The 23149-nt window shown below is 63.2% G+C and carries 24 protein-coding genes; 12 read left to right on the top strand and 12 right to left on the bottom strand.

Annotated elements, in window-relative coordinates; genetic code table 11:
* Positions 1-8: 8 nt before the first annotated feature.
* Positions 9-1736, bottom strand: coding sequence for a tetratricopeptide repeat protein (locus IFT44_RS09420; protein ID WP_122475234.1), 1728 nt, complete (start codon positions 1734-1736; stop codon positions 9-11).
* Positions 1737-1900: 164 nt separating this feature from the next.
* Here IFT44_RS09420 and hemA point away from each other — a divergent pair, with 164 nt between their 5' ends.
* From hemA to IFT44_RS09390, 6 genes are all read left to right on the top strand, one after another.
* Complete coding sequence (gene hemA / locus IFT44_RS09415) at positions 1901-3178, top strand: glutamyl-tRNA reductase (protein ID WP_122475232.1); 1278 nt, start codon at positions 1901-1903, stop codon at positions 3176-3178.
* Entirely contained in the window at positions 3175-4257 is a 1083-nt protein-coding gene (gene prfA, locus IFT44_RS09410) for a peptide chain release factor 1 (protein WP_122475230.1), read from the top strand. The genes hemA and prfA overlap by 4 nt, the downstream gene beginning before the upstream one ends.
* Before the next feature lie 3 nt (positions 4258-4260).
* Positions 4261-5091, top strand: coding sequence for a peptide chain release factor N(5)-glutamine methyltransferase (gene prmC / locus IFT44_RS09405; protein ID WP_192175804.1), 831 nt, complete (start codon positions 4261-4263; stop codon positions 5089-5091).
* Positions 5085-5840 carry a molybdopterin-synthase adenylyltransferase MoeB gene (locus tag IFT44_RS09400; protein ID WP_192175803.1) on the top strand — a complete coding sequence of 252 codons (756 nt, stop codon included), beginning with the start codon at positions 5085-5087 and terminating at the stop codon, positions 5838-5840. Before prmC ends, IFT44_RS09400 begins: the two co-directional genes overlap by 7 nt.
* Positions 5833-6624: a glutamate racemase gene (gene murI, locus IFT44_RS09395; RefSeq protein ID WP_122475224.1), complete on the top strand. Its 792-nt coding sequence runs from the start codon at positions 5833-5835 to the stop codon at positions 6622-6624. The genes IFT44_RS09400 and murI overlap by 8 nt, the downstream gene beginning before the upstream one ends.
* Before the next feature lie 115 nt (positions 6625-6739).
* Positions 6740-7258, top strand: a complete 519-nt coding sequence (locus IFT44_RS09390) for an acyloxyacyl hydrolase (protein ID WP_192054703.1) — start codon at positions 6740-6742, stop codon at positions 7256-7258.
* A 72-nt stretch (positions 7259-7330) separates the two neighbouring features.
* Here the strand turns inward: IFT44_RS09390 and phrB are convergent, their stop codons facing one another.
* The 5 genes from phrB to IFT44_RS09365 form a co-directional block, all read right to left on the bottom strand.
* Complete coding sequence (phrB, locus tag IFT44_RS09385; RefSeq protein WP_192175802.1) at positions 7331-8752, bottom strand: deoxyribodipyrimidine photo-lyase; 1422 nt, start codon at positions 8750-8752, stop codon at positions 7331-7333.
* 20 nt (positions 8753-8772) lie between these two features.
* The gene (locus tag IFT44_RS09380) at positions 8773-9684 is read right to left on the bottom strand and encodes a MerR family transcriptional regulator (RefSeq protein ID WP_192175801.1); all 912 of its coding nucleotides are present in this window, start codon (positions 9682-9684) and stop codon (positions 8773-8775) included.
* Positions 9674-10636: a YbgA family protein gene (locus tag IFT44_RS09375; RefSeq protein ID WP_192175800.1), complete on the bottom strand. Its 963-nt coding sequence runs from the start codon at positions 10634-10636 to the stop codon at positions 9674-9676. Before IFT44_RS09375 ends, IFT44_RS09380 begins: the two co-directional genes overlap by 11 nt.
* Before the next feature lie 117 nt (positions 10637-10753).
* Complete coding sequence (locus IFT44_RS09370; RefSeq protein ID WP_122475217.1) at positions 10754-10978, bottom strand: TIGR02450 family Trp-rich protein; 225 nt, start codon at positions 10976-10978, stop codon at positions 10754-10756.
* Entirely contained in the window at positions 10975-11949 is a 975-nt protein-coding gene (locus IFT44_RS09365) for an NAD(P)/FAD-dependent oxidoreductase (RefSeq protein ID WP_342214280.1), read from the bottom strand. Before IFT44_RS09365 ends, IFT44_RS09370 begins: the two co-directional genes overlap by 4 nt.
* Before the next feature lie 277 nt (positions 11950-12226).
* On the opposite strand from IFT44_RS09365, the gene IFT44_RS09360 reads away from it, so the two are divergent.
* Together IFT44_RS09360 and hemH are read left to right on the top strand one after the other, a co-directional pair.
* Positions 12227-13129: a TIGR01777 family oxidoreductase gene (locus IFT44_RS09360; RefSeq protein WP_185795015.1), complete on the top strand. Its 903-nt coding sequence runs from the start codon at positions 12227-12229 to the stop codon at positions 13127-13129.
* Positions 13130-13163: 34 nt separating this feature from the next.
* Positions 13164-14189, top strand: a complete 1026-nt coding sequence (gene hemH, locus IFT44_RS09355) for a ferrochelatase (protein ID WP_192137731.1) — start codon at positions 13164-13166, stop codon at positions 14187-14189.
* A gap of 48 nt (positions 14190-14237) precedes the next feature.
* Here hemH and IFT44_RS09350 read toward each other — a convergent pair whose 3' ends face one another.
* Both IFT44_RS09350 and upp read right to left on the bottom strand, forming a co-directional pair.
* The gene (locus IFT44_RS09350) at positions 14238-15500 is read right to left on the bottom strand and encodes a uracil-xanthine permease family protein (RefSeq protein WP_122475210.1); all 1263 of its coding nucleotides are present in this window, start codon (positions 15498-15500) and stop codon (positions 14238-14240) included.
* Between the two features lie 3 nt (positions 15501-15503).
* Positions 15504-16142, bottom strand: a complete 639-nt coding sequence (gene upp, locus IFT44_RS09345; RefSeq protein ID WP_122475209.1) for a uracil phosphoribosyltransferase — start codon at positions 16140-16142, stop codon at positions 15504-15506.
* 172 nt (positions 16143-16314) lie between these two features.
* Between upp and IFT44_RS09340 the strand changes: the two genes are divergently transcribed.
* The 3 genes from IFT44_RS09340 to IFT44_RS09330 all read left to right on the top strand — a co-directional run bounded on the left by IFT44_RS09340 (position 16315) and on the right by IFT44_RS09330 (position 18113).
* On the top strand, positions 16315-16872 hold the full coding sequence (locus IFT44_RS09340) for a hypoxanthine-guanine phosphoribosyltransferase (RefSeq protein ID WP_122475207.1): 558 nt from the start codon (positions 16315-16317) through the stop codon (positions 16870-16872).
* A 411-nt stretch (positions 16873-17283) separates the two neighbouring features.
* On the top strand, positions 17284-17763 hold the full coding sequence (locus IFT44_RS09335) for a hypothetical protein (RefSeq protein ID WP_122475206.1): 480 nt from the start codon (positions 17284-17286) through the stop codon (positions 17761-17763).
* 68 nt (positions 17764-17831) lie between these two features.
* On the top strand, positions 17832-18113 hold the full coding sequence (locus IFT44_RS09330) for a PA4642 family protein (RefSeq protein WP_122475204.1): 282 nt from the start codon (positions 17832-17834) through the stop codon (positions 18111-18113).
* A 235-nt stretch (positions 18114-18348) separates the two neighbouring features.
* On the opposite strand, the gene mqo is transcribed toward IFT44_RS09330, so the two are convergent.
* Together mqo and IFT44_RS09320 are read right to left on the bottom strand one after the other, a co-directional pair.
* Positions 18349-19860 carry a malate dehydrogenase (quinone) gene (gene mqo / locus IFT44_RS09325; protein WP_192175798.1) on the bottom strand — a complete coding sequence of 504 codons (1512 nt, stop codon included), beginning with the start codon at positions 19858-19860 and terminating at the stop codon, positions 18349-18351.
* A 583-nt stretch (positions 19861-20443) separates the two neighbouring features.
* Positions 20444-20677, bottom strand: coding sequence for a hypothetical protein (locus IFT44_RS09320; RefSeq protein WP_192137734.1), 234 nt, complete (start codon positions 20675-20677; stop codon positions 20444-20446).
* 180 nt (positions 20678-20857) lie between these two features.
* Between IFT44_RS09320 and IFT44_RS09315 the strand changes: the two genes are divergently transcribed.
* Entirely contained in the window at positions 20858-21451 is a 594-nt protein-coding gene (locus IFT44_RS09315) for a YajG family lipoprotein (protein WP_122475200.1), read from the top strand.
* 76 nt (positions 21452-21527) lie between these two features.
* Here IFT44_RS09315 and IFT44_RS09310 read toward each other — a convergent pair whose 3' ends face one another.
* Positions 21528-21734 (bottom strand): hypothetical protein, encoded by a 207-nt coding sequence (locus IFT44_RS09310; protein ID WP_192054690.1) that lies wholly within the window; start codon positions 21732-21734, stop codon positions 21528-21530.
* Between the two features lie 122 nt (positions 21735-21856).
* Positions 21857-23023, bottom strand: coding sequence for a 1-acyl-sn-glycerol-3-phosphate acyltransferase (locus IFT44_RS09305; protein ID WP_192175797.1), 1167 nt, complete (start codon positions 23021-23023; stop codon positions 21857-21859).
* Between the last annotated feature and the right edge of the window lie 126 nt (positions 23024-23149).

The following is a 23149-nucleotide window of genomic DNA, read 5'->3' as shown; positions in this document are numbered from 1 at the left end:
GACATGGATTAAAGATTCTCTGAACCGGTCAGGCGCAGGATGGTGCTGCGCAGGACAGGGCTGTCGGGTTGTTCTTGCAGGGCCTTGCCCCAGATTTTGCGCGCCTCGCGCTGCTTGCCGCTGGCCCACAGCACTTCGCCCAGGTGGGCGGCCACTTCGTGGTCGGGAAAGCGTTCCAGCGCGTCGCGCAGATAGCGCTCGGCGGCGTCGAGGTTGCCCAGTCGGTAATTGACCCACCCCAGGCTGTCCAGCACGGCTGGATCTTCGGGGTTGATCTGGTGGGCCCGCTCGATCAGGGTGCGGGCCTCTTCGAAGCGAGTGGTGCGGTCGGACAGCGTGTAGCCCAGGGCATTGAGCGCCATGGCATTGTCCGGCTCGCGGGCCAGAATGGCCCGCAGGTCCTTTTCCATCTGTACCAGGTCGTTACGCTTTTCAGCCAGCATCGACCGTGTGTACAGCAGGTTCAGATCGTCCGGATTCTGTTTGATGGCGTTCTGCAGCACCAGCCAGGCGGCTTGGGTCTTGTCGTTGTTGGCCAGGGTTTCGGCTTCGATCAGGTACAGCTGGATTGCGTAGTCGGGCTGGGCATCGCGTGCCTCGGCCAGGCGCCGTGAAGCCTCGTCGGCGCGGCCGTTGGCGATCAGGATATCGGCTTGACGCAGCTGGGCGGGCAGGTAGTCGGTACCGACATCCACCTGGGCGTACTCATCGAGCGCTGTCTGTGGATCGCCGCGTTCTTCGGCGATGCGGCCCAGGTTCAGGTGTGCGGAGTCGACGTGGCTGCCGCGCTCCACCAGTTGCTGGAGGTAATTGTAGGCTTCGTCCCAGGCCTTGCCTTCGAGGCACACCAGGGCCAGCGAATAGCGCAGTTCGTCGTCGTCCGGGTATTGCTGAACGAGAATCGCGAACTGCAGCTTGGCGTCGTCCATGCGGTTCTGTTCGACCAGCATGCGCGCATAGGTCAGGCGCAGACGCTTGTCGTCGGGGATTTTCTTGAGGTTTTTTTCCAGCAGTGGCATGGCTTCGCTGCCGCGATCCAGCGCGGCGAGCAGACGGGCGCGCAGCAGGATGGGGGCGATTTCACCTTCCTGGGGTGGATTGCCTTCCAGCAACGCCAGGGCGCCTTCGGTATTGCCATCCTGTTGCATCAGCAAGGCCTTGCCGAAGATCAGCTGGCCGTTGCCGGGGTACTTGCCCAGCAGGCGATCGAAACTTTGCAGCAAGCCGCGCCGGGTACTTTCGTCGGTGTCGGCCGCCGACAGCGCAAGAAAGTCGAAATGGGTGTCACCCTGGCCCTGCAGGACCTTCTCCATGTACACCAGCGACTCGTCGTACTTACCATTGCGCGCCAACTGGATGGCAGCAGCACGCTGCGCGTCGAGGTCGGCGGGGGCGTTTTTCGCCCACAACTGCGCGGTCTCCAGCGCTGGCTGATCGGCGCCCAGGTATTCGGCGATGCGGAAAGCGCGTTCGGCAATGCCCGGATCCTGCGTCTTGCGGGCCTGGGTCACGTAGTTGCCCAGGGCAAGATCGAAGCGATCACGCTGCCCGGCCAACTCTGCACTGAGCAGGCTGAACACGGTTTCCTCGCTGAACGAGCCGTAGACCTTGGGCGTCTCGTCCGGCGCAGGCGCCGGCTGCGCCACGGGAACCGGAGTCGCCTGCTCTTTGGGTGGCCATGACTGGCAGCCCTGCAGCAAGGCGAAGGCGAGGAGCAACGTGGAGGTTCTATTCATAGAGGGGATTTTGGCGGCTTACCTGCGGTCGGATCATCATGACACAAGCCACAGGTCAAACCCATAACTCGAGGTTGCCTATTAGGACAATAGATAGCGGTGGTTGTTCTGGGCCGGACGAAGTAGGACAATTACCGGCTTCTCGACATCATCAGCGACCTTGAATGGCCTTTCTCGCCCTCGGTATCAACCATAAGACTGCTTCGGTAGACGTGCGCGAGCGCGTGGCGTTTACCCCGGAGCAGCTGGTAGAGGCCCTGCAGCAGCTTTGCCGGCTGACCGACAGCCGTGAGGCCGCGATCCTCTCGACCTGCAACCGCAGCGAGCTGTACATCGAACAGGATCACCTGGCTGCCGATGCCGTGCTGCGCTGGCTGGCCGATTACCACCGTTTGAGTGTGGAAGAGCTGCGCGCGAGCGCTTATGTGCACGAAGAAGATGCGGCTGTTCGTCACATGATGCGCGTGGCGTCCGGGCTCGATTCGCTGGTGCTGGGCGAGCCGCAGATTCTCGGGCAGATGAAATCCGCCTACGCCGTGGCCCGCGAGGCCGGCACCATCGGGCCGCTGCTGGGGCGTCTGTTCCAGGCGACCTTCAGCGCTGCCAAGCAGGTGCGCACCGACACCGCAATCGGCGAGAACCCGGTTTCGGTGGCGTTTGCCGCCGTCAGCCTGGCCAAGCAGATCTTCAGCGACCTGGCGCGCAGCCAGGCCTTGCTGATCGGCGCCGGCGAAACCATCACCCTGGTCGCACGTCACCTGCACGAGCAGGGGGTCAAGCGCATCGTGGTGGCCAACCGCACCCTGGAGCGCGCCAGTACCCTGGCTGCGCAGTTCGGCGCCCATGCCGTGCTGCTTTCCGATATTCCCCAGGAGCTGGTCAACAGCGACATCGTCATCAGCTCCACCGCCAGCCAGTTGCCGATCCTGGGCAAGGGCGCGGTCGAGAGCGCGCTGAAACTGCGCAAGCACAAGCCCATCTTCATGGTCGATATTGCCGTGCCGCGCGACATCGAACCCGAGGTCGGCGAGCTGGACGACGTCTACCTCTATACCGTCGACGACCTGCATGAAGTGGTTGCCGAGAACCTGAAAACCCGCCAGGGTGCCGCCCAGGCCGCCGAAGAACTGGTAAGCGTGGGTGCCGACGATTTCATGCTGCGCCTGCGCGAGCTGGCGGCGGTGGACGTGCTCAAGGCCTACCGCCAGCAGGGCGAGCGCCTGCGCGACGAGGAGCTGCAGAAGGCCATGCGCCTGCTGGCCAACGGCGGCAACGCCGAAGAGGTGCTTGCGCAATTGGCCCGGGGCCTGACCAACAAGTTGCTGCACGCACCCAGCGTGCACATGAAAAAGCTCTCTGCCGAAGGCCGCGTCGATGCGCTGGCCATGGCCCAGGAACTCTTTGCCCTCGATGAGGGCTCAACGGATAAACCGCCGCAATGAAAGCGTCACTGCTCAACAAGCTGGACACGCTCCAGGACCGATTCGAGGAACTGACCGCCTTGCTGGGCGACGCTGAAGTCATTTCCGAGCAAACCCGCTTCCGCGCCTATTCCAGGGAATACGCCGAAGTCGAGCCCGTGGTGCTGGGTTACCAGCAATGGGCCAAGGTGCAGGCTGACCTGGAGGGCGCACAGGCGTTGCTCAAGGACAACGACCCGGACATGCGCGAGATGGCTGCCGAGGAAGTGCGCGAAGCCCGCGAGCAGTTGGTGCAACTGGAGGGCGCGCTGCAGCGCATGCTGCTGCCCAAGGACCCCAACGACGGTCGCAACGTTTTCCTCGAGATCCGCGCCGGTACCGGCGGCGATGAAGCGGCGATCTTTTCCGGCGATCTGTTCCGCATGTATTCGCGCTATGCGGAACGCCGTGGCTGGCGCCTGGAGATTCTTTCCGAAAACGAAGGCGAGCATGGCGGCTACAAGGAAGTCATCGCCCGCGTCGAAGGCGACAGCGTCTACGGCAAGCTCAAGTTCGAGTCCGGCGCGCACCGTGTCCAGCGCGTGCCGGAAACCGAATCCCAGGGCCGCATCCACACCTCGGCCTGCACGGTGGCCGTGTTGCCGGAACCGGACGAGCAGGTGGCCATCGAGATCAACCCGGCCGATCTGCGCGTGGACACCTACCGGTCCTCCGGTGCCGGTGGCCAGCACGTCAACAAGACCGACTCAGCGATCCGCATCACTCACCTGCCGACCGGCATCGTGGTGGAATGTCAGGAAGAACGCTCGCAGCACAAGAACCGCGCCCGTGCCATGAGCTGGCTGTCAGCCAAGCTCAACGACATGCAAAGCAGCGCGGCAGCCAATGCCATCGCCAGCGAGCGCAAGCTGCTGGTTGGTTCGGGCGACCGTTCCGAGCGCATCCGCACCTACAATTTTCCGCAGGGCCGGGTAACCGACCATCGTGTCAACCTGACCTTGTACTGTCTGGATGAAGTGCTGGCCGGCGGCGTCGATGCAGTGATAGAGCCGCTTCTGGCTGAATACCAGGCCGATCAGTTGGCCGCGTTGGGTGAATAGAACATGACCATCATTGCCAGTCTGTTGCGCGCCGTCGAACTGCCCGATTCCCCGACCGCGCGCCTGGATATCGAGCTCCTGCTGGCTGCGGCGCTGGGCAAATCGCGCAGCTACCTGCACACCTGGCCCGAGCGCATCGTGCCCAGCGATGCCGCCAATGCCTTCGCCGTCTTCATAAAGCGTCGCCAGGCGGGCGAGCCGGTTGCCTATATCCTGGGCCAGCAAGGGTTCTGGAAGCTCGACCTGGAAGTGGCCTCGCACACATTGATTCCGCGTCCCGAAACCGAGCTGCTGGTAGAGGCTGCGCTGCAATTGCTGCCGGCCAGCTCGGCGCGAGTACTGGATCTGGGCACGGGTACGGGAGCGATTGCCTTGGCCCTGGCCGGCGAATGCAGTGCCTGGCAAGTCACCGCAGTCGACCGCGTCGCCGAAGCAGTGGCCCTGGCCGAGCGCAACCGGGTGCGCCTGAACCTGGGCAATGCCCGGGTGCTCGAGAGCCACTGGTTCAGCGCCCTGCAGGACGAGCGTTTCGACCTGATCGTCAGCAACCCGCCGTACATCGCCAGTGCCGACCCTCATCTGCGTGCCGGCGACGTGCGCTTCGAGCCCGCCAGTGCACTGGTGGCCGGCGAAGACGGCCTAGACGACCTGCGCCTGATCATCGGCCAGGCACCCGCGCACCTGCACCCGGGCGGCTGGCTGCTGCTCGAACACGGCTACGACCAGGCGCCAGTGGTGCGTGAGCTGCTGGCTCAGCATGATTTCGAGCAGATCGAAAGCCGCATCGATCTCGGCGGTCACGAGCGCATCACGCTGGGGCGGTTGCTGTGCTGACCGATCAGGAGCTGCTGCGCTACAGCCGGCAGGTGCTGCTGTCGCAGGTCGACATCCAGGGCCAGCTGAGGCTCAAGGGCAGCCGGGCACTGATCGTCGGCTTGGGTGGGTTGGGCTCGCCGGTGGCACTGTACCTGGCTGCCGCGGGCGTCGGCGAGCTGCATCTGGCGGACTTCGATACGGTCGATGTGACCAACCTGCAACGCCAGGTCCTGCACGACAGCGCCTCGGTCGGGGTGAGCAAAGTCGATTCGGCCATTGCCCGGCTGGGTGCGATCAACCCCGAAATCGCCCTGGTGGCGCACCGCACCGCGCTGGATGAAGACTCGCTCAGTGCAGCGGTTGCTGCCGTCGACCTGGTGCTCGACTGTTCCGACAACTTCGCCACGCGCCACGCGGTGAATGCCGCCTGCTTTGCCGCCGGCAAACCGCTGGTCAGTGGTGCCGCGATCCGCCTGGAAGGGCAGTTGTCGGTGTTCGACCCACGGCGTCCGGAAAGCCCCTGCTATCACTGCCTGTACGGCGAGGGCAGCGATGCCGAGCTGACTTGCAGCGAAGCCGGCGTGGTGGGTCCGCTGGTGGGGCTGGTAGGCAGCCTGCAGGCGCTGGAGGCGTTGAAGCTGCTGGCGCAGTTCGGCGATGTGCTGGTCGGTCGGCTGCTGTTGATCGACGCACTGGGCACCCATTTCCGCGAAATGCGGGTCAAGCGCGATCCCAAGTGCCCGGTCTGCAGCGCCCGACATGTCTGAAGCGCCTGTCGGCGTGTTCGATTCCGGCGTCGGCGGCTTGTCGGTGCTTGGCGAAATCGAACGGCTGCTGCCTTGCGAATCGCTGCTGTACGTGGCCGACACCGGGCACATTCCGTACGGCGAGAAATCCAGCGAATTCATCCGCGAGCGTTGTGCCAAGGTTGCGCATTTTTTTCACGGCCAGGGCGCCAAGGCATTGGTGCTGGCCTGCAACACGGCCACGGTCGCTGCGGTGGCGGATCTGCGTCAACGCTATCCCGACTGGCCCATCGTTGGCATGGAGCCAGCGGTCAAACCTGCCGCGGCAGCGACCCGCAGTGGTGTCGTCGGTGTGCTGGCCACCACCGGCACCCTGCGCAGCGCCAAATTCGTGGCACTGCTCGATCGTTTTGCCAACGAAGTGCAGGTCATCACCCAGCCGTGTCCCGGACTGGTCGAACTGATCGAAACCGGCGATCTGGACAGTCCGGCGCTGCGTCTGTTGCTGCAGGGGTACGTGCAACCGTTACTGGACGCTGGCTGCGATACCCTTATTCTGGGCTGCACGCACTATCCGTTCCTCAAGCCCCTGTTGGCCACCATGGTCCCGGCCCACGTGGCGCTGGTCGATACTGGCGCCGCAGTAGCGCGTCAGCTACAGCGATTGCTGAGTGCCGGAAACCAGCTGGCTGACGGGCCGGCGCGGCCTGCGCAGTTCTGGACCAGCGGATCGGTAGATATTTTTCGAAATGTCCTACCGAAGCTGTGGAAATTTTCTGACAATGTGCAAGTATTCACGTTGTAAAAAAAATGTGAAAAAAACGGGGTGTAACACTGAACTTACGTTCCAACTCCGATTCCATAGCATGTCCATTTTTTCGACAAAAATTCTTACAACTGCATTCGGTAGGATGTTTCTCATGAAGAGACTGTTCAGTTTGGCTGCGCTTGCGGCTTTGATGTTGGGGCAATCGGTGACCGCGAACGCGGCCGACCTATCGTTTTCCGCGGGCGAAACGGGCGAATCGTCCCAGGTCTATCGCATTGGCTTGCAATCCAACTGGGACAAGAGCTGGTTCCAGACCGACGTCGGTCGCCTGACCGGCTACTGGGATGCCGGCTATACCTACTGGGATGGCAAGGACTTCAAGGACAACCACAGCCTGTCGTTCGCGCCAGTATTCGTCTACGAATTCGGCGGCGGTTCGATCAAGCCCTACATCGAGGCCGGCATCGGTGTCGCCGCCTTCGCGCACACGCAGATCGAAGGCAACAAGCTGGGTTCCTCGTTCAACTTCGAAGACCGTATCGGCTTCGGTTTGCGCTTCGGTGGCGGTCATGAGCTGGGTGTGAGAGCGATCCACTACTCCAACGCCGGCATCAAAGAGCCAAACGATGGTATCGAAGCCTACACCCTGAACTACCGCATGCCGCTGTAAGCTGTCCCTCGGCCAGCATTGGCCGTCGCGCGGGCAGGGTTCTCTGCCCGCGATTGCTGCAATCCTTCTTTCCTATTTGGCTTTGCGTGGCAGGTTCTTGAATGCCGCCAAGGCGCGTGCGCGTCCTTCCTTCAGATCCACGATCGGCCGGGGATAGTCGCTCTGCTTGAGTGCGTCACCTGACGGCGCATGGACCTGCTTGCGATCCAACCCTTCCAGCTCGGGCAACCATTGCTTGAGAAACACGCCTTGCTCGTCGAAACGCTGCGATTGGCTCACCGGGTTGAAGATCCGGAAATAGGGCACCGAATCGGTACCCGTGGATGCACTCCACTGCCAGCCGCCGTTGTTGGAGCACAGGTCGCCGTCGATCAGGTGCTGCATGAAGAAACGCTCGCCCTCGCGCCAGTCGATCAGCAGGTTCTTGCTCAGGAACATGGCGGTAACCATGCGCAGGCGGTTATGCATCCAGCCGGTGGACACCAGTTGACGCATGGCTGCATCGACGATGGGGATGCCGGTGCGTCCTTCTTTCCACGCCTGCAACTCGCTGGGCGCCTTGCGCCAGGGCAGGGCGGCGTACTCCTCGCGAAACGGCCGGTGCATCGAGACGCGCGGATAGCCCACCATGATGTGCCGGTAGAACTCGCGCCAGATCAACTCGCCGATCCAGGTCACGGCGCCGACGTTGCCGCTCTCGAACTCACCGCGATTGCTGTTGAGCGCCGCATGCAGGCACTGGCGTGGAGAAACCACGCCGGAAGTCAGGTAGGCGGATATCTGGCTGGTCCCAGGGTGGGCCGGTAGATCGCGCTCGACCTTGTAGTCTTCGATCGGTTGGTCGGTGAAGGTGTCCAGGCGCTTGTGCGCCTCTTCCTCACCGGCCGGCCAGAGCTTGATCAGCGCCTTGTCGGGGACGGCGAAGCCCTTCACCTGATCGGGCACTGCGTCGGCGGCAATGTGCACCGGTTTCTGCGCGCGGGGCTTTTTCACCAGCGCCGGGACGGACTGGTGCAGGCGTTCGTAACAGACCTTGCGGAACTGGCTGAAGACCTGGAAATAAGTGCCGCCTTTGGTCAGTACGCTGCCGGGCTTGAACAGCGCCTGATCCAGATAACGGTGCAGGGGAATGTCCACCTTGGCCAGGGCCGCTCCTACTGCCTCGTCGCGGCGGTTCTCGTTGACACCGAACTCGTCGTTGCAATGCACGGCCTCGATCTTGTGCTCGGCGCAGAGCGCGCTGATGACCTTCGGTGCCTTGTCCCAGGTATCGGCTTCACGCAGCAACAGGGGGATGTGCAGGGCCTTGAGGCTGGCGCTCAGTTCCTTGAGATTGCGCAGCCAGAAGTCGACCTTGTTCGGTGAGTCGTCGTGCTCCAGCCATTGCTTGGGGCTCAGCAGGAACACGGCCAGGGTCGGGCCCTGCTCGCAGGCGGCCGCCAGGGCGGGGTTGTCGTGCACTCGCAGGTCGCTGCGCAGCCAGATCAATTGCATGAAAGCCTCGTCATTCGAATTCAGGGTTGCCGGTCGGCCAGCACGCCAGACGCCTGCAGCAACTGCTGGGCGTGCAACGGATCGGTCGCCAGGTGCAGATCGGCAATGGGGGAAGGGCCGTCGCCTGCGGCGGCGCGGTGAATGAGCACGGCCGAGCCCACCAGCCATTTGGGGCACGTGCAACCGACCAGCAGCCGCCTCAGCGTCGCGAGGTTGAGGGCCTTGTCGGCGTACAGCACCAGAGCGCGTGCCTGAAGCTTGTCGCAGGCCAGGGCTAGCTCACCCGCCGGCAGCGGCGCGTCGAACACCTGCACCGGGCAATCGCTGCTGCTGATCAGCCAGGCGCCGAGCCACAGGTAACTGTCCGGAGTGACGTCGGCCTGATTGACCAACACCACGGGCGCGCCGTTCAGCTGGCGATTGTTGTGATAGAGGCGCGCACCCAGTTTGCTGCGCAGCCAGCCATGGAAGAACACCCGCTGCATCTGCGCGCCGAACTGGCCGGCCCAGCGCTGCTCCAGATCGGTCAGCAGCGGCAGCAGCAAGTGCTCGCACAGGGTGGCGGGTGGATACAGGGCCATCGCTTGATTGAACAGATCATCCAGTTGACGCTCGGCCATGTCGGCGATGGCCTGGATCAATGTCTGGCGCAGCTGCTGCCAATCGCTCTGGACTTGCGGCCGGGCATCGCGAGGAGCGTCGAGCAGTTGCTTCACCTGGCTGACGGCCACGCCCCGGTTGAGCCAGGTCAGCACGTGCTGGATCCGTGCGATCTGCGCGGCGTCGTACAGGCGATGGCCCTTGGCGGTGCGGTGAGGCACGATCAGGCCGTAGCGCCGCTCCCAGGCCCGCAGGGTGACTGGGTGCACGCCGGTTTGCCGGGTGACTTCGCGGATCGGCAGCCAGTCGGTGCCATTGGCATCAGATGGCATTGCGCAAGCTCAGGTTTTCCGGGTGCGGCTGCAGGTAGGTCTGCTGGGCGATGTATGGGTCCGGATGGACGCGGAACAGGTGCTTGAGCAGCGTCATCGGCACCACCAGCGGCACAATGCCCTCGCGGTACTGATTGATCAGTTGTTGCAGTTCTTGCTTGTCCTGCGCATCGATGTCGCGCTTGAGGTAGCCGCTGATGTGCTGCAGCACATTGCTGTGGGTGCCGCGGGTGGCGCAGCGCTTGAGCGCCTGCATCAGCTCACTGAAATACTGCGGGCCGATCTGCGCGGCATCGCCGCGGCCCATGCTGCCCAGCAACTTGCCCAGAACCTTGTACTGCAGCGGGTTGTTGGCCATCAGCTGGTATTTGAAGCGCGAGTGGAATTCGGTCAGGGCGCGGCGCGTCAAGCCGTCCGCCAGCAGCGCTTGCCACTGGGCATAGGCGCCGACGCGCACGAGGAAGTTTTCCCGCAGCACCGGATCGCACAGGCGACCTTCCTCTTCCACTGGCAGATCGGGGTGGCGCGCACAGAACGCCTGGGCATAGATGCCTCGGCCACCCTCGCGCTGGGGAGCGCCGTTGTCTCGATAGATCTTCACCCGCTCCAGGCCACAGGACGGCGACTTCTGCATGAAGATGTAGCCACAAAGATCGGTCAGCTCGCCGGCCATCCGCTCGCCGTAGGCGGCCAGGGGCGCGGTGACGTTGATATCGGGGTGTACGGTACCCACGGCCTGGGTGTGATCCTTGTCGCCGACCAGGCGAATCGGCTCGCGCGGCGTACCCAGGCCGATGGCGACCTCGGGGCAGACCGGGACGAACTCGAAATGCTCGACCAGGATCCGACTGCACCAGCGCGATTCCTTGTGCCCGGCGTTGTAGCGCACGGGTGCGCCGAGCAGGCAGGCGCTGATTCCGATCTTGGGTTTGCTGACGCTGGGCTCTTGCATGACGGACCTCTTCTGAAACCTGTACATACTGACAACGCTGTACAGCATAGTTTCATCTTAGGTCCGTATTTGTACAGGTCAAATGCTTTGTACAGAAATACAGCTCTTGGCAGGGTGTCATTGCCAGCCCATTTTCCAGTTCTGCATATCCTGCAAAGCCTGCCAGGGCATGCGCTCGGCACGGTGCGTGAGAACCGCCTGCAGCTCGACCTCCAGCACGACGCCTTCGTCATCGCAGAACACTTCGCTGACCAGGAAATGCTTTTCCCGGTTCAGCGGGCGCACGGCGGTCCATTTCGACAGCAACAACTTGCGCGGATTGAGCCGATGCCGGGCATTCATTGCAGGTGCTCGAGCAGGCGCCGCGCGGCTTCCTGGCCACTGAGCCAGGCGCCTTCGACGCGGCCTGACAGGCACCAGTCGCCGCACACGTACAGGCCCAGGTCGGGGTCGGCCAGCGCACCCCATTCATGGGGCTGAGCCGGGCGCGCGTAGAGCCAGCGATGGGCGATGCTGAAGCTTGGCGCAGGCATCGGGCAGTTCACCAGCTCGGCGAAGGCGCCATGCAGCTGTTCGATCACTGCCTCGCGGGACAGGTCGATGTGCTGTTTGCTCCACGAGCTGGTGGCGTGCAGTACCCAGGTGTCGCTGCTGTCGTCACGGCCGGGCTTGCTGCCGCTTCGCGCCAGCCAGTCCAGTGCACTGTCCTGCACGAAGCAGCCCTGCATCGGCGTGTCCAGCGGCGTAGCGAAACTCAGCGCCACCGACCAGGTAGGGTCCATCTTGACCCCGGCCACCTGCGTGGCGAGCTTGGGCGCACTGGCCAGCAGCGCCGTGGCCTGGGGCGCCGGCACAGCAAGCACGACGTGGCTGAAGGGGCCATGGCTGGTGCCCTCTGCATCCAGCAGCTCCCAGAATTCCTCGCCCTTGAACACCTCGGCGATGCGGCAGGAAAAAGCGGCAGGCAGGTCGACGGCCATGGTCTTGGCAATGGCGCTCATGCGTGGTGCGCCGACCCAACGTACCTGCTCGTCCGGCGACGGGCTGAGGCGACCCTGCTTGGCGTTGTACAGCGACGGCGACCACGGCTGCACGCAACCTTCGGCCTGCCATTGCTGGACCTGCGCCACGAAGCGCCGGTCGCGGGCAGTGAAATACTGCGCGCCCAGATCGATGGAACCGACCTCGCTGCGTTTGCTGGACATGCGGCCGCCCACACCGCGCGCCTTGTCGAACAACTGCACGGCATGGCCAGCCTTATGCAACGCCTGGGCAGCGGAGAGGCCGGCCATGCCAGTACCGATGATTGCAATGGATACGGTCGCTGCAGGTCCAGTCGTCGTAGATGAAGTCGGCGTAGGTAAACTCGGCGTAGGTAAACTCATAGTGCCCTCGTAACAGCTTCGTAAGCGCTATGCACACGTGTGTTCGGAAAAACAAACCTGTACAAAAGACTTAATAAGTATAAGTTAACGGGATCCTTTTTGCTCAGGTGTCCTATGGTTCATGAGAGAGGCACGCGGATGGAAAGTGCCTGTCTCATGAAAATAGACTAGCGCTGCAGACGCAACGCCACATTGGAGAAACCTTATGCACATATTGCTGACCGGCGGCACCGGGCTCATCGGCCGCAAGCTTTGCCAGCACTGGGTAGGGCAGGGGCATCGGCTGACGGTGCTCAGTCGCCAGCCGGGACAGGTCAAGCAGCTGTGCGGAGCCAGCGTGCGTGGCGTGGCGCAGCTCGAGGAAATCGGCGACGAAACGGTGGATGCGGTGGTCAATCTGGCCGGCGCGCCGATTGCCGACCGTCCGTGGACGGCGCGGCGCCGGGCGTTGCTGTGGAGCAGCCGGATCACCCTCACCGAGCGCCTTCTGGCATGGCTGGAAAGCCGTGCGCAGCGGCCCGAAGTGTTGATTTCCGGCTCGGCGGTAGGCTGGTATGGCGATGGTGGCGAACGTGAATTGAACGAGACCTCGCAACCGGTCAAGGAGGACTTCGCCAGTCACTTGTGCATTGCCTGGGAAGAGACGGCCCTGCGCGCCGAAGCGTTGGGCGTGCGGGTGGTGCTGGTACGCACCGGGCTGGTGCTGGCAAGTCAGGGCGGCTTTCTCAAGCGCCTTGTGCTGCCGTTCAAGCTGGGGCTGGGAGGCCCGATCGGCAGTGGCCGGCAGTGGATGCCGTGGGTTCATATCGACGACCAAATCGCCTTGATTGATTTTCTCTTGCACCAGACCCAGTGCCGCGGTCCCTATAATGCCTGCGCGCCGGAGCCGGTGCGCAACCGTGAATTCGCACGACAGCTGGGACGTGCCCTGCATCGCCCGGCTTTCCTGCCACTGCCGTCGCTGTTGCTCAAGGCAGGGCTCGGCGAGCTGTCAGGGCTGTTGCTCGGTGGCCAGCGCGCTCGCCCGGTGGCGCTGCAGGCCGCAGGTTTCAATTTCCGCTACAGCGAACTATCCGCCGCCCTGACCGAACTGTCGCGGCGCCTCTGAGCTCTCAAACGACGAACCTGAAATAGGACGCTGCATGACCGATCACGCCCTGCTGCTGGTCAACCTGGGGTCGCCCGCATCGACCCAGGTGGCCGATGTACGTAGCTATCTCAACCAGTTCCTGATGGACCCTTATGTCATCGACGTGCCATGGCCGCTGCGGCGTCTGATCGTGTCGCTGATTCTGGTCAAGCGCCCCGAGCAATCGGCACACGCCTATGCCTCGATCTGGTGGGAGGACGGCTCGCCGCTGGTGGTCCTGACCCGGCGCCTGCAGGCGGTCATGGCCGAGCAGTGGCGCCATGGTCCGGTGGAAGTCGCCATGCGTTATGGCGAGCCTTCGCTGGATACGGCGCTTGCGCGCCTGGCCGAGCAGGGGGTGCAGAAAGTCACCCTGGCTCCGCTTTATCCTCAGTTCGCCCAGAGCACCGTGACCACGGTGATCGAGCAGGCACGCAAAGTGGTGCGCGAGCGCAAGCTGGCCATGCAATTCAGCGTGCTGCAACCGTTCTATGACCAGCCGGAATACGTGGATGCCTTGGTGGCCAGTGCCAAGCCCTACCTGGCGCAACCCCATGACCACCTGTTGATGAGCTTCCACGGACTGCCCGAACGGCACCTGACCAAGATCGACCCTACCGGCGGCCACTGTCTGCGTTCCGCCGACTGCTGCCAGAATGCCACGCCTGAAGTGCTCGCCGTCTGCTATCGCGCGCAGTGCCTGCGTACGGCCAGTGCCTTCGCCGAGCGCATGGGCCTTGCCGACGGTAGCTGGTCGGTGTCCTTCCAGTCGCGACTGGGCCGGGCCAAGTGGATCGAGCCCTACACCGAGGCGCGTCTGGATGAACTTGCCAAGCAAGGGGTGAAGAAGTTGCTGGTGATGTGCCCGGCGTTCGTCGCCGATTGCATCGAGACCCTGGAGGAGATCGGCGACCGTGGGCGCGAGCAGTTCTGCGAGGCGGGGGGCGAGGAGTTGGTGCTGGTGCCGTGTCTGAATGATCACCCGCAATGGGGTGAAGCGTTGAATACCCTGTGCGAGCGGGCACCCTTGATGCTTTGACGCTGAATCTGCCAGCAGGGAGCGCCGCCATGGCGCTCCCTGACGGCTTCAGGCCTGCGAGTCCTTTTTCCAGTCACCATGCCCCGGCAGCAACAGGTTCAGGGCAATCGCCACCACGGCGCACAGGGCAATGCCCTTGAGGCCGAAGTCATCGGGCCCGGTCCCGGTGCCGACCAGCACCCCGCCGATACCGAACACCAGGGTTACCGAGACGATCACCAGGTTGCGCGCCTCGGCCATGTCGACCTTGTGGCGAATCATCGTGTTCAGGCCCACCGCTGCGATGGAACCGAACAGCAGGCACAGGATGCCGCCCATCACCGGTACCGGAATGCTCTGCAGCAGCGCGCCGAACTTGCCGACGAACGCCAGGCTGATCGCGAAGATCGACGCCCAGGTCATGATCTTGGGGTTGTAGTTCTTGGTCAGCATGACCGCGCCGGTCACTTCCGCGTAAGTGGTATTGGGCGGTCCGCCGAACAGGCCGGCGGCAGTCGTGGCAATGCCATCGCCCAGCAGGGTGCGGTGCAGGCCGGGTTTCTTCAGGTAGTCACGACCGGTCACGCTGCCCACGGCGATCACGCCACCAATGTGCTCGATGGCCGGTGCCAGCGCCACGGGCACAATGAACAGGATAGCTTGCCAGTTGAACGCCGGCGCCGTGAAGTGTGGCAGGGCCAGCCAGGAAGCTGCGGCGATCTTGGCCGTGTCCACCACACCGAAGACGAATGCCATGGCGAAGCCCACCAGTACCCCGGCGATGATCGGCACCAGGCGAAAGATGCCCTTGCCGAACACGGCGACGACGATGGTGGTGAGCAGCGCCGGCATGGAGATCCACATGGCTGTGGCGTAGGGGATCAGTTCGGTGCCATCGCCGGCCTTGCCCATCGCCATGTTGGCGGCGATCGGCGCCATCGCCAGGCCGATGGAAATCACGACCGGGCCGATTACCACGGGTGGCAGCAGGCGGTCGATGAAGCCGGTGCCCTTGATCTTCACCGCAAGCCCGAGGAAGGTGTAGACGAATCCGGCCGCCATGATCCCGCCCATCGTCTCGGCCAGGCCGAACTGGCCCTTGGCGAGAATGATCGGTGTGATGAAAGCAAAGCTCGATGCCAGGAATACCGGCACCTGACGACCCGTCACCAGTTGGAACAGCAACGTGCCCAGGCCCGCAGTGAACAGCGCCACGTTCGGGTCCAGGCCAGTGATCAGCGGCATCAGTACCAGCGCGCCGAACGCCACGAAGAGCATTTGCGCGCCTGACAGCACCTGCCGCCAGAGCGGATCGTTGAACTCGTCCTGCATGGGTCAGGCGTCCTTCTGCTTGGTGCCGAAGATCTTGTCACCGGCATCGCCCAGCCCGGGGATGATGTAGCCATGCTCGTTCAGGCGCTCGTCGATCGAAGCAGTGTAGATCTGCACGTCGGGATGTGCCTTTTCCACGGCGGCAATGCCCTCGGGCGCAGCCACCAGCACCATGGCGCGGATTTCCTTGCAGCCGGCCTTCTTCAACAGGTCGATGGTGGCAACCATGGAGCTGCCGGTGGCCAGCATCGGGTCGATGATCATCGCCAGGCGCTCGTCGATTTCATCGACCAGCTTTTCCAGGTAGGTGTGCGCCTGCAACGTATCTTCGTTGCGCGCAACGCCGACGGCGCTGACCTTGGCACCCGGAATCAGGCTGAGCACGCCGTCGAGCATGCCGATGCCGGCGCGCAGGATGGGCACCACGGTGATTTTCTTGCCCGCGATCTTTTCGACCACCACCGGGCCGGCCCAGCCTGCAATTTCGTAGTTTTCCAGGGGCAGATCCTTGGTGGCCTCGTAGGTGAGCAGGGCTCCCACTTCCTGGGCGAGCTCGCGGAAGTTCTTGGTGCTGATGTCGGCACGGCGCATGAGGCCGAGCTTGTGGCGGATCAGCGGGTGGCGGATCTCACGGATAGGCATGGGGAAAGGCTCCGAACGGGCAAAAAAACGGCGGTAGATTAATCTATTGTATCGGGCTGTCCTATAGACATACTGCACGTTAGTGCATGAAAGCCTGGATTGTGCTTGATTCATGCCAGGTGTGTGCGTACCTTTGCCCGCTTTTCTTCCACCGCCCCCCTTGGAGAGCGTCATGTCCGCTGATCTCGAGCACATCCGTCAAGTCATGCGAGAGGCCGACTGCCTGTACACAGAAGCCCAGGTCGAGGCTGCCATCGCCAAGGTCGGCGCGCAGATCAACGCTGAACTGGCTGACCGCAACCCCGTGGTGTTCTGCGTGATGAACGGCGGGCTGATCTTCTCCGGCAAGCTGCTGACCCATCTGGATTTCCCGCTGGAGGCGTCGTACCTGCACGCCACCCGCTATCGCAACGAAACCCGCGGCGGCGATCTGTTCTGGAAGGCCAAGCCGGAAATCTCTTTCATCGACCGCGACGTGCTGATCATCGATGACATCCTGGACGAGGGCCACACGCTCAGCGCCATCATCGATTTCTGCAAGCACGCCGGCGCCCGCGCCGTGCACACCGCCGTGCTGATCGACAAGGACCACGACCGCAAGGCCAGTCCCGACCTCAAGGCCGACTTCGTGGGTTTGCCGTGCATCGACCGTTATATCTTCGGTTACGGCATGGACTACAAGGGGTACTGGCGCAACGCTGCGGGTATCTTCGCCGTCAAGGGGATGTAAGGCCTCCCTCCCGAGACCGACCCCGGGTTTATTGCATTCCTCCAGACCCATGGCACGCGCCGCCGACGCGGCTTACGCCGCTGCTACAGGGGTTGCGGGCGCTGCCGACGCGGCTTGCGCTGCTGCTACAGGGGTTGCGGGCGCTGCCGGACGCGGCTTGCGCCGCTGCTACAGGGATTGCGGGCGCTGCCGGACGCGGCTTGCGCCGCTGCTACAGGGATTGCGGGCGATGTCGGACGCGGCTTGCGCCGCTGCTACAGGGGTTGCGGGCGCTGTCGGACGCGGCTTGCGCCGCTGCTACAGGGGTTGCGTCGTTCTTGTAGCAGCGGCGCGAGCCGCGTCCGGCCTCGCCGCAGACCCGCCCCCCTTGCAACATGCTAAAGTCCGCGGCTCTTCCACAAGGAGCCGCCCATGCGCCTGACCGTTGCCGCCATTGCCTTGCTGACCTGTCTGCCGCTGGCCGCAGCGCCTGTGCATGGGCTCGTACACGAACAGTTCCTGCCGCCCGATGAGCAGTCCCTGCGCGAAGGCGATCCGCAGCAGCAACTGGTGCAGGTGACCAGCTACTCGGTGGTCATGGGCAATCAGCGCCTTTCCAACCAGCAGCCCATACCGGTGACCGCGCCCATGCTGTTGCGCTTGAAGGGCAAGGCATTGAGCAAGGACGCGAAACTGGCCGAAGTGCTGATCACCTTCGATGGCGAGAGCAAAAGCCTGAAGCGGCCAGCCTTCGATGCGGCCACTGGCACCTTGGCCCTGACCTATCCGCTGAGCCAGTACCGGATCCTGCTCGACCTGCTGCGCAACGACACCGTCTACGTGCAGTTCCTCAGCTACCCCAATGGGCATGTCTGGGCCGATCTGCACACCGGCAGCCTACGCGCGCGTTGAGCCCATCGCCAAGCCGAGGGTAAACTGCCTGCCCCGTGAATGACCGTGATAGCGAGTTGGAGTCGGTAATGCGTAAAGACAAGAAGCAATTGATTGGCGACGAGATCGGCGATGAGCAGATCAAGCTGTTCCTGAATTTCGAGCCGGTCGATGCCACCTCGCCGTCGCTGCACAAGCTGATCAAGGCGTACCGTGGCCTGCGCGTCGATGATTTCGCACGCTTTCTGGTGTTCTTCAAGGAAGCCGGTTACGAGTTCGACGGCAAGGACGAACACGGCAACGATTTCATCACCTTGATTCGCGACCAGCGCAACGCCCAGGAATACATCGACCTGATCCAGCGAGCCTGAAACGACCCCTGTAGCAGCGGCGCAAGCCGCGTCGGCGGCACGCGCGGTGTGTCTGTAGAAACGCGGTGAGCCCGGACGCGGCTTGCACCGCTGCTACAAGGGCGGTGCGCACGGACGCGGCTTGCACCGCTGCTACAAGGGCAATGTGCACGGACGCGGCTTGCACTGCTGCTACGGGAGCGATGCAATTCCCTGTAGCAGCGGCGCGAGCCGCGTCGGCGGTACGTGCGGTGTATCAGGCGTAATGCTGCACGCCGTCCGCTTTTTCCGCGAGCTCGAGCGCCACGTCGCTGTCATGGCTGACGCGACGGTAGGTTTCGGCATCGTTCGCCAGCACCTGTTCACGGGCAGGGAAGATCTCCGACAGCTTGGTCGCCCACGCCTGTGATCGGGTCTGCTCGGGGAAGCAGCGTTCCAGCAGGTCGAGCATGATCGACACGGTCACCGAGGCACCTGGTGATGCACCGAGCAAGGCCGCCAGCGAACCGTCGGCGGCCGACACCAACTCGGTGCCGAATTGCAGCACGCCGCCTTTCTTCGGATCCTTCTTGATGATCTGCACGCGCTGGCCAGCCACCTCCAGGCGCCAATCCTCGGCCCGGGCCTGCGGGTAGAAGCGCCGCAGCGAATCCAGGCGCTGCTCCATGGACTGACGCACTTCGCTCATCAGGTACTTGGTCAGGTCCATGTTGTCGCGGGCCACGGCCAGCATCGGGCCGATATTCGCCGCGCGCACCGACAGCGGCAGGTCGAGGAACGAGCCATGCTTGAGGAACTTGGTGGTAAAGCCGGCGTAAGGGCCGAACAGCAGCGACTTGTTGCCATCGACCACGCGAGTGTCCAGGTGGGGCACGGACATGGGCGGTGAGCCCACCGCCGCCTGGCTGTAGACCTTGGCCTGGTGCTGCTTGACCACTTCGGGATTGTCGCAGCGCAGCCACTGGCCGCTGACCGGGAAACCACCGAAGCCCTTGCCCTCTTCGATCCCGGACATCTGCAGCAGGGGCAAAGCAGCACCGCCTGCACCGAGGAATACGAATTTGGCGTCGATCTCGCGGGTATTGCCGGTGTTGACGTCCTTGACGCTGACCGTCCAGCCAGTGCCCTTGCGCGCCAGGCCGGTGACCTTCTTGCAGTACTTCACCTGCGCGCCGGGTGCGCTGGCCAGATGAGCCAGCAGTTTGTTGGTCAAGGCGCCGAAGTTGACGTCGGTACCGCCCATCACGCGGGTGGCACTGATGTGCTGGTCGGCGGAACGCCCCGGCATCATCAGCGGCATCCACTCGGCCATCTTTGCCTTGTCTTCGGTGTATTCCATGTCGGCGAAGGCATGGTGGGCCTTGAGCATTTCATAGCGCTTCCTGAGGAAGGCCACACCCTTGTCACCCTCGACATAGCTCAGGTGCGGGACCGGGCTTATGAACGAACGTGCCGAACCGAAGCTGCTCTTCCTGCTCAGGTAGGCCCAGAACTGCTTCGAGACCTCGAACTGAGTGTTGATCTGTACGGCTTTCTTGATGTCGATGGAGCCATCGGCGGCCTGCGGCGTGTAGTTGAGCTCACACAGGCCGGCATGGCCGGTCCCGGCGTTGTTCCACGGATTGGAGCTCTCCGCGGCACCGGAGTCCATGAGCTCGACGACTTCCAGCTTCAATGCCGGGTCGAGTTCCTTGAGCAGTACGGCCAAGGTGGCACTCATGATGCCGGCCCCTACCAATACCACGTCGACTGCTTCGTTTTGCGCCATTTAACGCGTCTCCAAAATCTTCAGCACCCATTGACAGCATGGGACCCCGGTACGTCTGTGCAGGCCTGGGTCGCCATGTCCGAATCTTCGCAACTGCATCGCTGAAATGGCCTGTGCCGACAAGTCTGCCGGGCATTGCCCATGAACTCACGTTCGGCCCGCCAACGCCATAGGACCATGGTTGATACGTGCGTTCAGCGAACTGGAGCCATCATGCGAAGCGTTCGATCCTTCCTCGTTGGGCTGTTCGGGACGCAGATAGTGCTGGTACAGATCCAAGACTTTTCATTTGCTCGCCACACTCTTGTGAAGTTGTGAAACCCGTTTATTTCACGCTCTTTTGGAGTCGTGAACCTCAAGAAGGCTGCTTGGAGGATCGGCAGCGGCAGGGTGGCACGAGCGAATGGAAACGCCAGCGCGTGACCTGCGTGGGCGGCTCTCTGTGGGCGGTGCGGAGGCCAAGACGAGTGTGTTGGCAGTGCTGCGAGGCCCGATCAGGAGACGTCCTTATAATCGGGGGAAGATTATAGCGATGAAACGCGGCGAGTTGATCGTTATTTACAGGCTTTTGGTGACCGGCCGGTCAGGCGTGCACGGCCCGAATCCCGCTAGCCCCCGTGGCACGGGAGCTGACGCGGGCATGGGCAGGCAATGGCTGGCCCAGCCATTGTGGGCGAATATCGCCAACCTCGACCCAACCCTCGCCGACGGGCGCCTGCTGGCACTGCTTGAAGGCGCGGCACAGGCCTTGCTGGTCGAGCGCGACGTAGCAACGGTAGGGCTGGCTGGCGCTGAACAGAGACTTGAGAAAACCCATGAGCGATTCTCCGTGTGGTGGCGTGCGGTGGACTGTAGACGCGATACTGCCCGCCGACGGTGACAGGCTGATGACACGGACCGCACCGCACTGGCCTGCACGTGTTTCATGGCTGGTCCATTGCCCGCAGGCCCCGCTATACTCGCGGCTTATCCACTGCCCGTTGCCGGAGAGATGCGCATGTTGCACCGCCTGTTGTTCGCTATGATCGCTGTGACCAGTCTGACGTTGGTCGGTTGTGCCAACAGCCCGCAACAACTCAGCCCTCAGCCGCGCCTGACCTCGCAGTTCGCCGCCGTTGGCCAGGGCCAGGCAGTGGCCGTGCGTGTGGTCGACGGTCGACCTTCGCCGACCCTGGGCACCCGTGGCGGCCTGTATCCGGAAACCAGCGCGGTCAGCGTTGCCGCCAACGACGTGCTGCCCAAGCTGCAGGCCCAGGCCGAAGCGGCCGTGCGCCTGCTCGGCTTCACGCCCACCGGCAACAACGGCAGCGCACCCACGTTGACCATCACCCTGGCCGAGCTCAAGTACCAGTCGCCCAAGGACAAGATGTACGTCACCGAGGCCAACATCGGCGCCACGTTCAAGGCCGACGTGACCAACGGTGGCCGCCACTACAGCGGCCGCTATGGCGCTTCCTTGAACCAGCGTTTCGGCATGGCGCCGAACCAGGAAACCAACACCAAGCTGGTCAGCGATGTGCTGAGCGATGCGCTGACGCGCGTGTTCAAGGACGCCACCATCGGCCAGACCCTGTCCCAGAGCAATTTCTGACAGCCTCTGCCAGCCATGAAAAAGCCCGCGATGTTCGCGGGCTTTTTCATGGGCCGGATTCGGCTGCGTGCAGGCTTCAGGCCGCCTGCAGGTGGAAGTCGAGCACGCTGATGCCCGTGCCCAGGTCCAGATCGGGCCAGTCACCGTGCTGATGACCGCCTAAGGCGCAATACACCAGCCACTGTCGGTCCTGGACATTGAACGCCAGGGCGTCGATCAGGGCTTCCTGCTCGTCGCTGGCGGTAATGTGGTAGAGACGATCCTGGTTCAGGGCGTGCAGCATGACGGGCATCCGAAGCGTGTTGGGTGAGGGTGCAACACGATGCCTGTTTTGTATGAAGGGTGCATGAAGGGCGCATGACAGACCCATGACGGCCGCATGACACCCCATGCCCCAGAGTGACCCTAGAGCAGCAGCCCTGCCTTGACGCGATACTGGTTGCGCACCGGCGTGGCGTATTGCACCACCAGGAACGGTCGTTGTTCCACCGGGCACTCGCGCAGCCGTCGCAGCCATTCGGCACGCGCCTTTTCCAGCTCGGCGGCCGGAAATACATCGGCTGCCACAGGTACCTGCAGCTCGGGGTCGGCATCCGCCCACTGCGCGTAGGCCAGGTAGTGCACCGGGAACAGGCGATAGCCGCCCAGGATCTGCCGATCGATCTCCACGGCCAGCTGCTTGGTGTCTTCGAACGACTCGGTGATGGGCGAGGCAAAGTTGATGTGCACGCGGCCCTTGTAGCCGGTAATGCCCTGGGCAATGCTGACGTCGTCTTCGCCAGGTGCCTTGTTGTAGGCGCCCTTGGTTGCACGGATGTACAGCTCGCGCGCCTTGGCCTGATCGCAGGGGTCGTATTCGTAGCTGATCGACACCGGCGTCAGGTTCAGCGCCTTGATGGTTTCGCCGAAAGGCTCATCCTTGCGGCTCATGTGAAACATCTTGAGGATCGCCGAGTCGGTGCGGTCGTCGCCGTCCTTGGCGCGGCCTTCGGCCTGGGCAATCCAGATAGAGGCGCAGTCGTGGCGGATCGAGTGGTTGATGTAGGCCGAGAGCAGCTGGTAGGACGCCAGCTTTTCACGCCGCCCAACCAGCGAGCGATGAACGATGAAGCTTTTGTTCAGGCGCATCAGGTCGCTGACGAAAGGCTTCTGCAGCAGATTGTCGCCGATGGCAATGCGCGGCGTCGGCAGGCCTGCGTGGTACACGGCGTAGTTGACGAACGCCGGGTCCATGACGATATCGCGATGGTTGGCCAGGAACAGGTACGCACTGCCGGACTTGAACTGCTCGACACCGGTGTAGGTCACACCGTCGGTGGCGCGGTCGATGGTGTGGTCGACGTAGAACTCGACCTTGTCCTGCAGGGTGGCGACGTTGTTGACATCCTTGAACTCGCGGCGCAGGCGCCGTGCGATCAACGGCTTGAGCAACCAGCCAAAGGTCTTGGCCTGACGCGGGAAGCGGAAGTGGGTGAGGATATCCAGAAATGCCGGGTCGCTGAGCAGCCGTGCCAGAACGGCAGGTACTTCGGCGTCGTCGTACGGTCGGATGGCATCGAATTCGCCCATCATGCTCTCTTGTTGGAAACGGCTAAGGTAAAGGTACAGGCGCAAGGTTGTGGGCAAAGGGTAGGGGCCCATGTAGCCAACGGCCTGCAAACAGAGTGGCGATTATACGCACAAGTGAGCCGTGGAGGC

The sequence above is a fragment of the Pseudomonas sp. CFBP 13710 genome (genome assembly GCF_014842235.1).
Classification (GTDB): Bacteria; Pseudomonadota; Gammaproteobacteria; order Pseudomonadales; family Pseudomonadaceae; genus Aquipseudomonas; species Aquipseudomonas baltica.
The sequence above is the reverse complement of the archived record's forward strand: the minus strand, read 5'-3'. Positions and strand labels throughout refer to the sequence as shown.

What these genes read in the sequence shown, in the direction of transcription:
- hemA (WP_122475232.1), top strand. Translation starts at nt 1,901, where the DNA reads ATGGCCTTTCTCGCCCTCGGTATCAACCATAAGACTGCTTCGGTAGAC.
- hemH (WP_192137731.1), top strand. Translation starts at nt 13,164, where the DNA reads ATGACCGATCACGCCCTGCTGCTGGTCAACCTGGGGTCGCCCGCATCG.
- IFT44_RS09360 (WP_185795015.1), top strand. Translation starts at nt 12,227, where the DNA reads ATGCACATATTGCTGACCGGCGGCACCGGGCTCATCGGCCGCAAGCTT.
- IFT44_RS09335 (WP_122475206.1), top strand. Translation starts at nt 17,284, where the DNA reads ATGCGCCTGACCGTTGCCGCCATTGCCTTGCTGACCTGTCTGCCGCTG.
- IFT44_RS09350 (WP_122475210.1), bottom strand. Translation starts at nt 15,500, where the DNA reads ATGCAGGACGAGTTCAACGATCCGCTCTGGCGGCAGGTGCTGTCAGGC.
- IFT44_RS09380 (WP_192175801.1), bottom strand. Translation starts at nt 9,684, where the DNA reads ATGCCATCTGATGCCAATGGCACCGACTGGCTGCCGATCCGCGAAGTC.
- IFT44_RS09315 (WP_122475200.1), top strand. Translation starts at nt 20,858, where the DNA reads ATGTTGCACCGCCTGTTGTTCGCTATGATCGCTGTGACCAGTCTGACG.
- IFT44_RS09420 (WP_122475234.1), bottom strand. Translation starts at nt 1,736, where the DNA reads ATGAATAGAACCTCCACGTTGCTCCTCGCCTTCGCCTTGCTGCAGGGC.
- IFT44_RS09305 (WP_192175797.1), bottom strand. Translation starts at nt 23,023, where the DNA reads ATGATGGGCGAATTCGATGCCATCCGACCGTACGACGACGCCGAAGTA.
- IFT44_RS09390 (WP_192054703.1), top strand. Translation starts at nt 6,740, where the DNA reads ATGAAGAGACTGTTCAGTTTGGCTGCGCTTGCGGCTTTGATGTTGGGG.
- IFT44_RS09375 (WP_192175800.1), bottom strand. Translation starts at nt 10,636, where the DNA reads ATGCAAGAGCCCAGCGTCAGCAAACCCAAGATCGGAATCAGCGCCTGC.
- IFT44_RS09320 (WP_192137734.1), bottom strand. Translation starts at nt 20,677, where the DNA reads ATGGGTTTTCTCAAGTCTCTGTTCAGCGCCAGCCAGCCCTACCGTTGC.
- upp (WP_122475209.1), bottom strand. Translation starts at nt 16,142, where the DNA reads ATGCCTATCCGTGAGATCCGCCACCCGCTGATCCGCCACAAGCTCGGC.
- mqo (WP_192175798.1), bottom strand. Translation starts at nt 19,860, where the DNA reads ATGGCGCAAAACGAAGCAGTCGACGTGGTATTGGTAGGGGCCGGCATC.
- prfA (WP_122475230.1), top strand. Translation starts at nt 3,175, where the DNA reads ATGAAAGCGTCACTGCTCAACAAGCTGGACACGCTCCAGGACCGATTC.
- prmC (WP_192175804.1), top strand. Translation starts at nt 4,261, where the DNA reads ATGACCATCATTGCCAGTCTGTTGCGCGCCGTCGAACTGCCCGATTCC.
- murI (WP_122475224.1), top strand. Translation starts at nt 5,833, where the DNA reads ATGTCTGAAGCGCCTGTCGGCGTGTTCGATTCCGGCGTCGGCGGCTTG.
- IFT44_RS09330 (WP_122475204.1), top strand. Translation starts at nt 17,832, where the DNA reads ATGCGTAAAGACAAGAAGCAATTGATTGGCGACGAGATCGGCGATGAG.
- IFT44_RS09340 (WP_122475207.1), top strand. Translation starts at nt 16,315, where the DNA reads ATGTCCGCTGATCTCGAGCACATCCGTCAAGTCATGCGAGAGGCCGAC.
- IFT44_RS09310 (WP_192054690.1), bottom strand. Translation starts at nt 21,734, where the DNA reads ATGCTGCACGCCCTGAACCAGGATCGTCTCTACCACATTACCGCCAGC.
- IFT44_RS09370 (WP_122475217.1), bottom strand. Translation starts at nt 10,978, where the DNA reads ATGAATGCCCGGCATCGGCTCAATCCGCGCAAGTTGTTGCTGTCGAAA.
- phrB (WP_192175802.1), bottom strand. Translation starts at nt 8,752, where the DNA reads ATGCAATTGATCTGGCTGCGCAGCGACCTGCGAGTGCACGACAACCCC.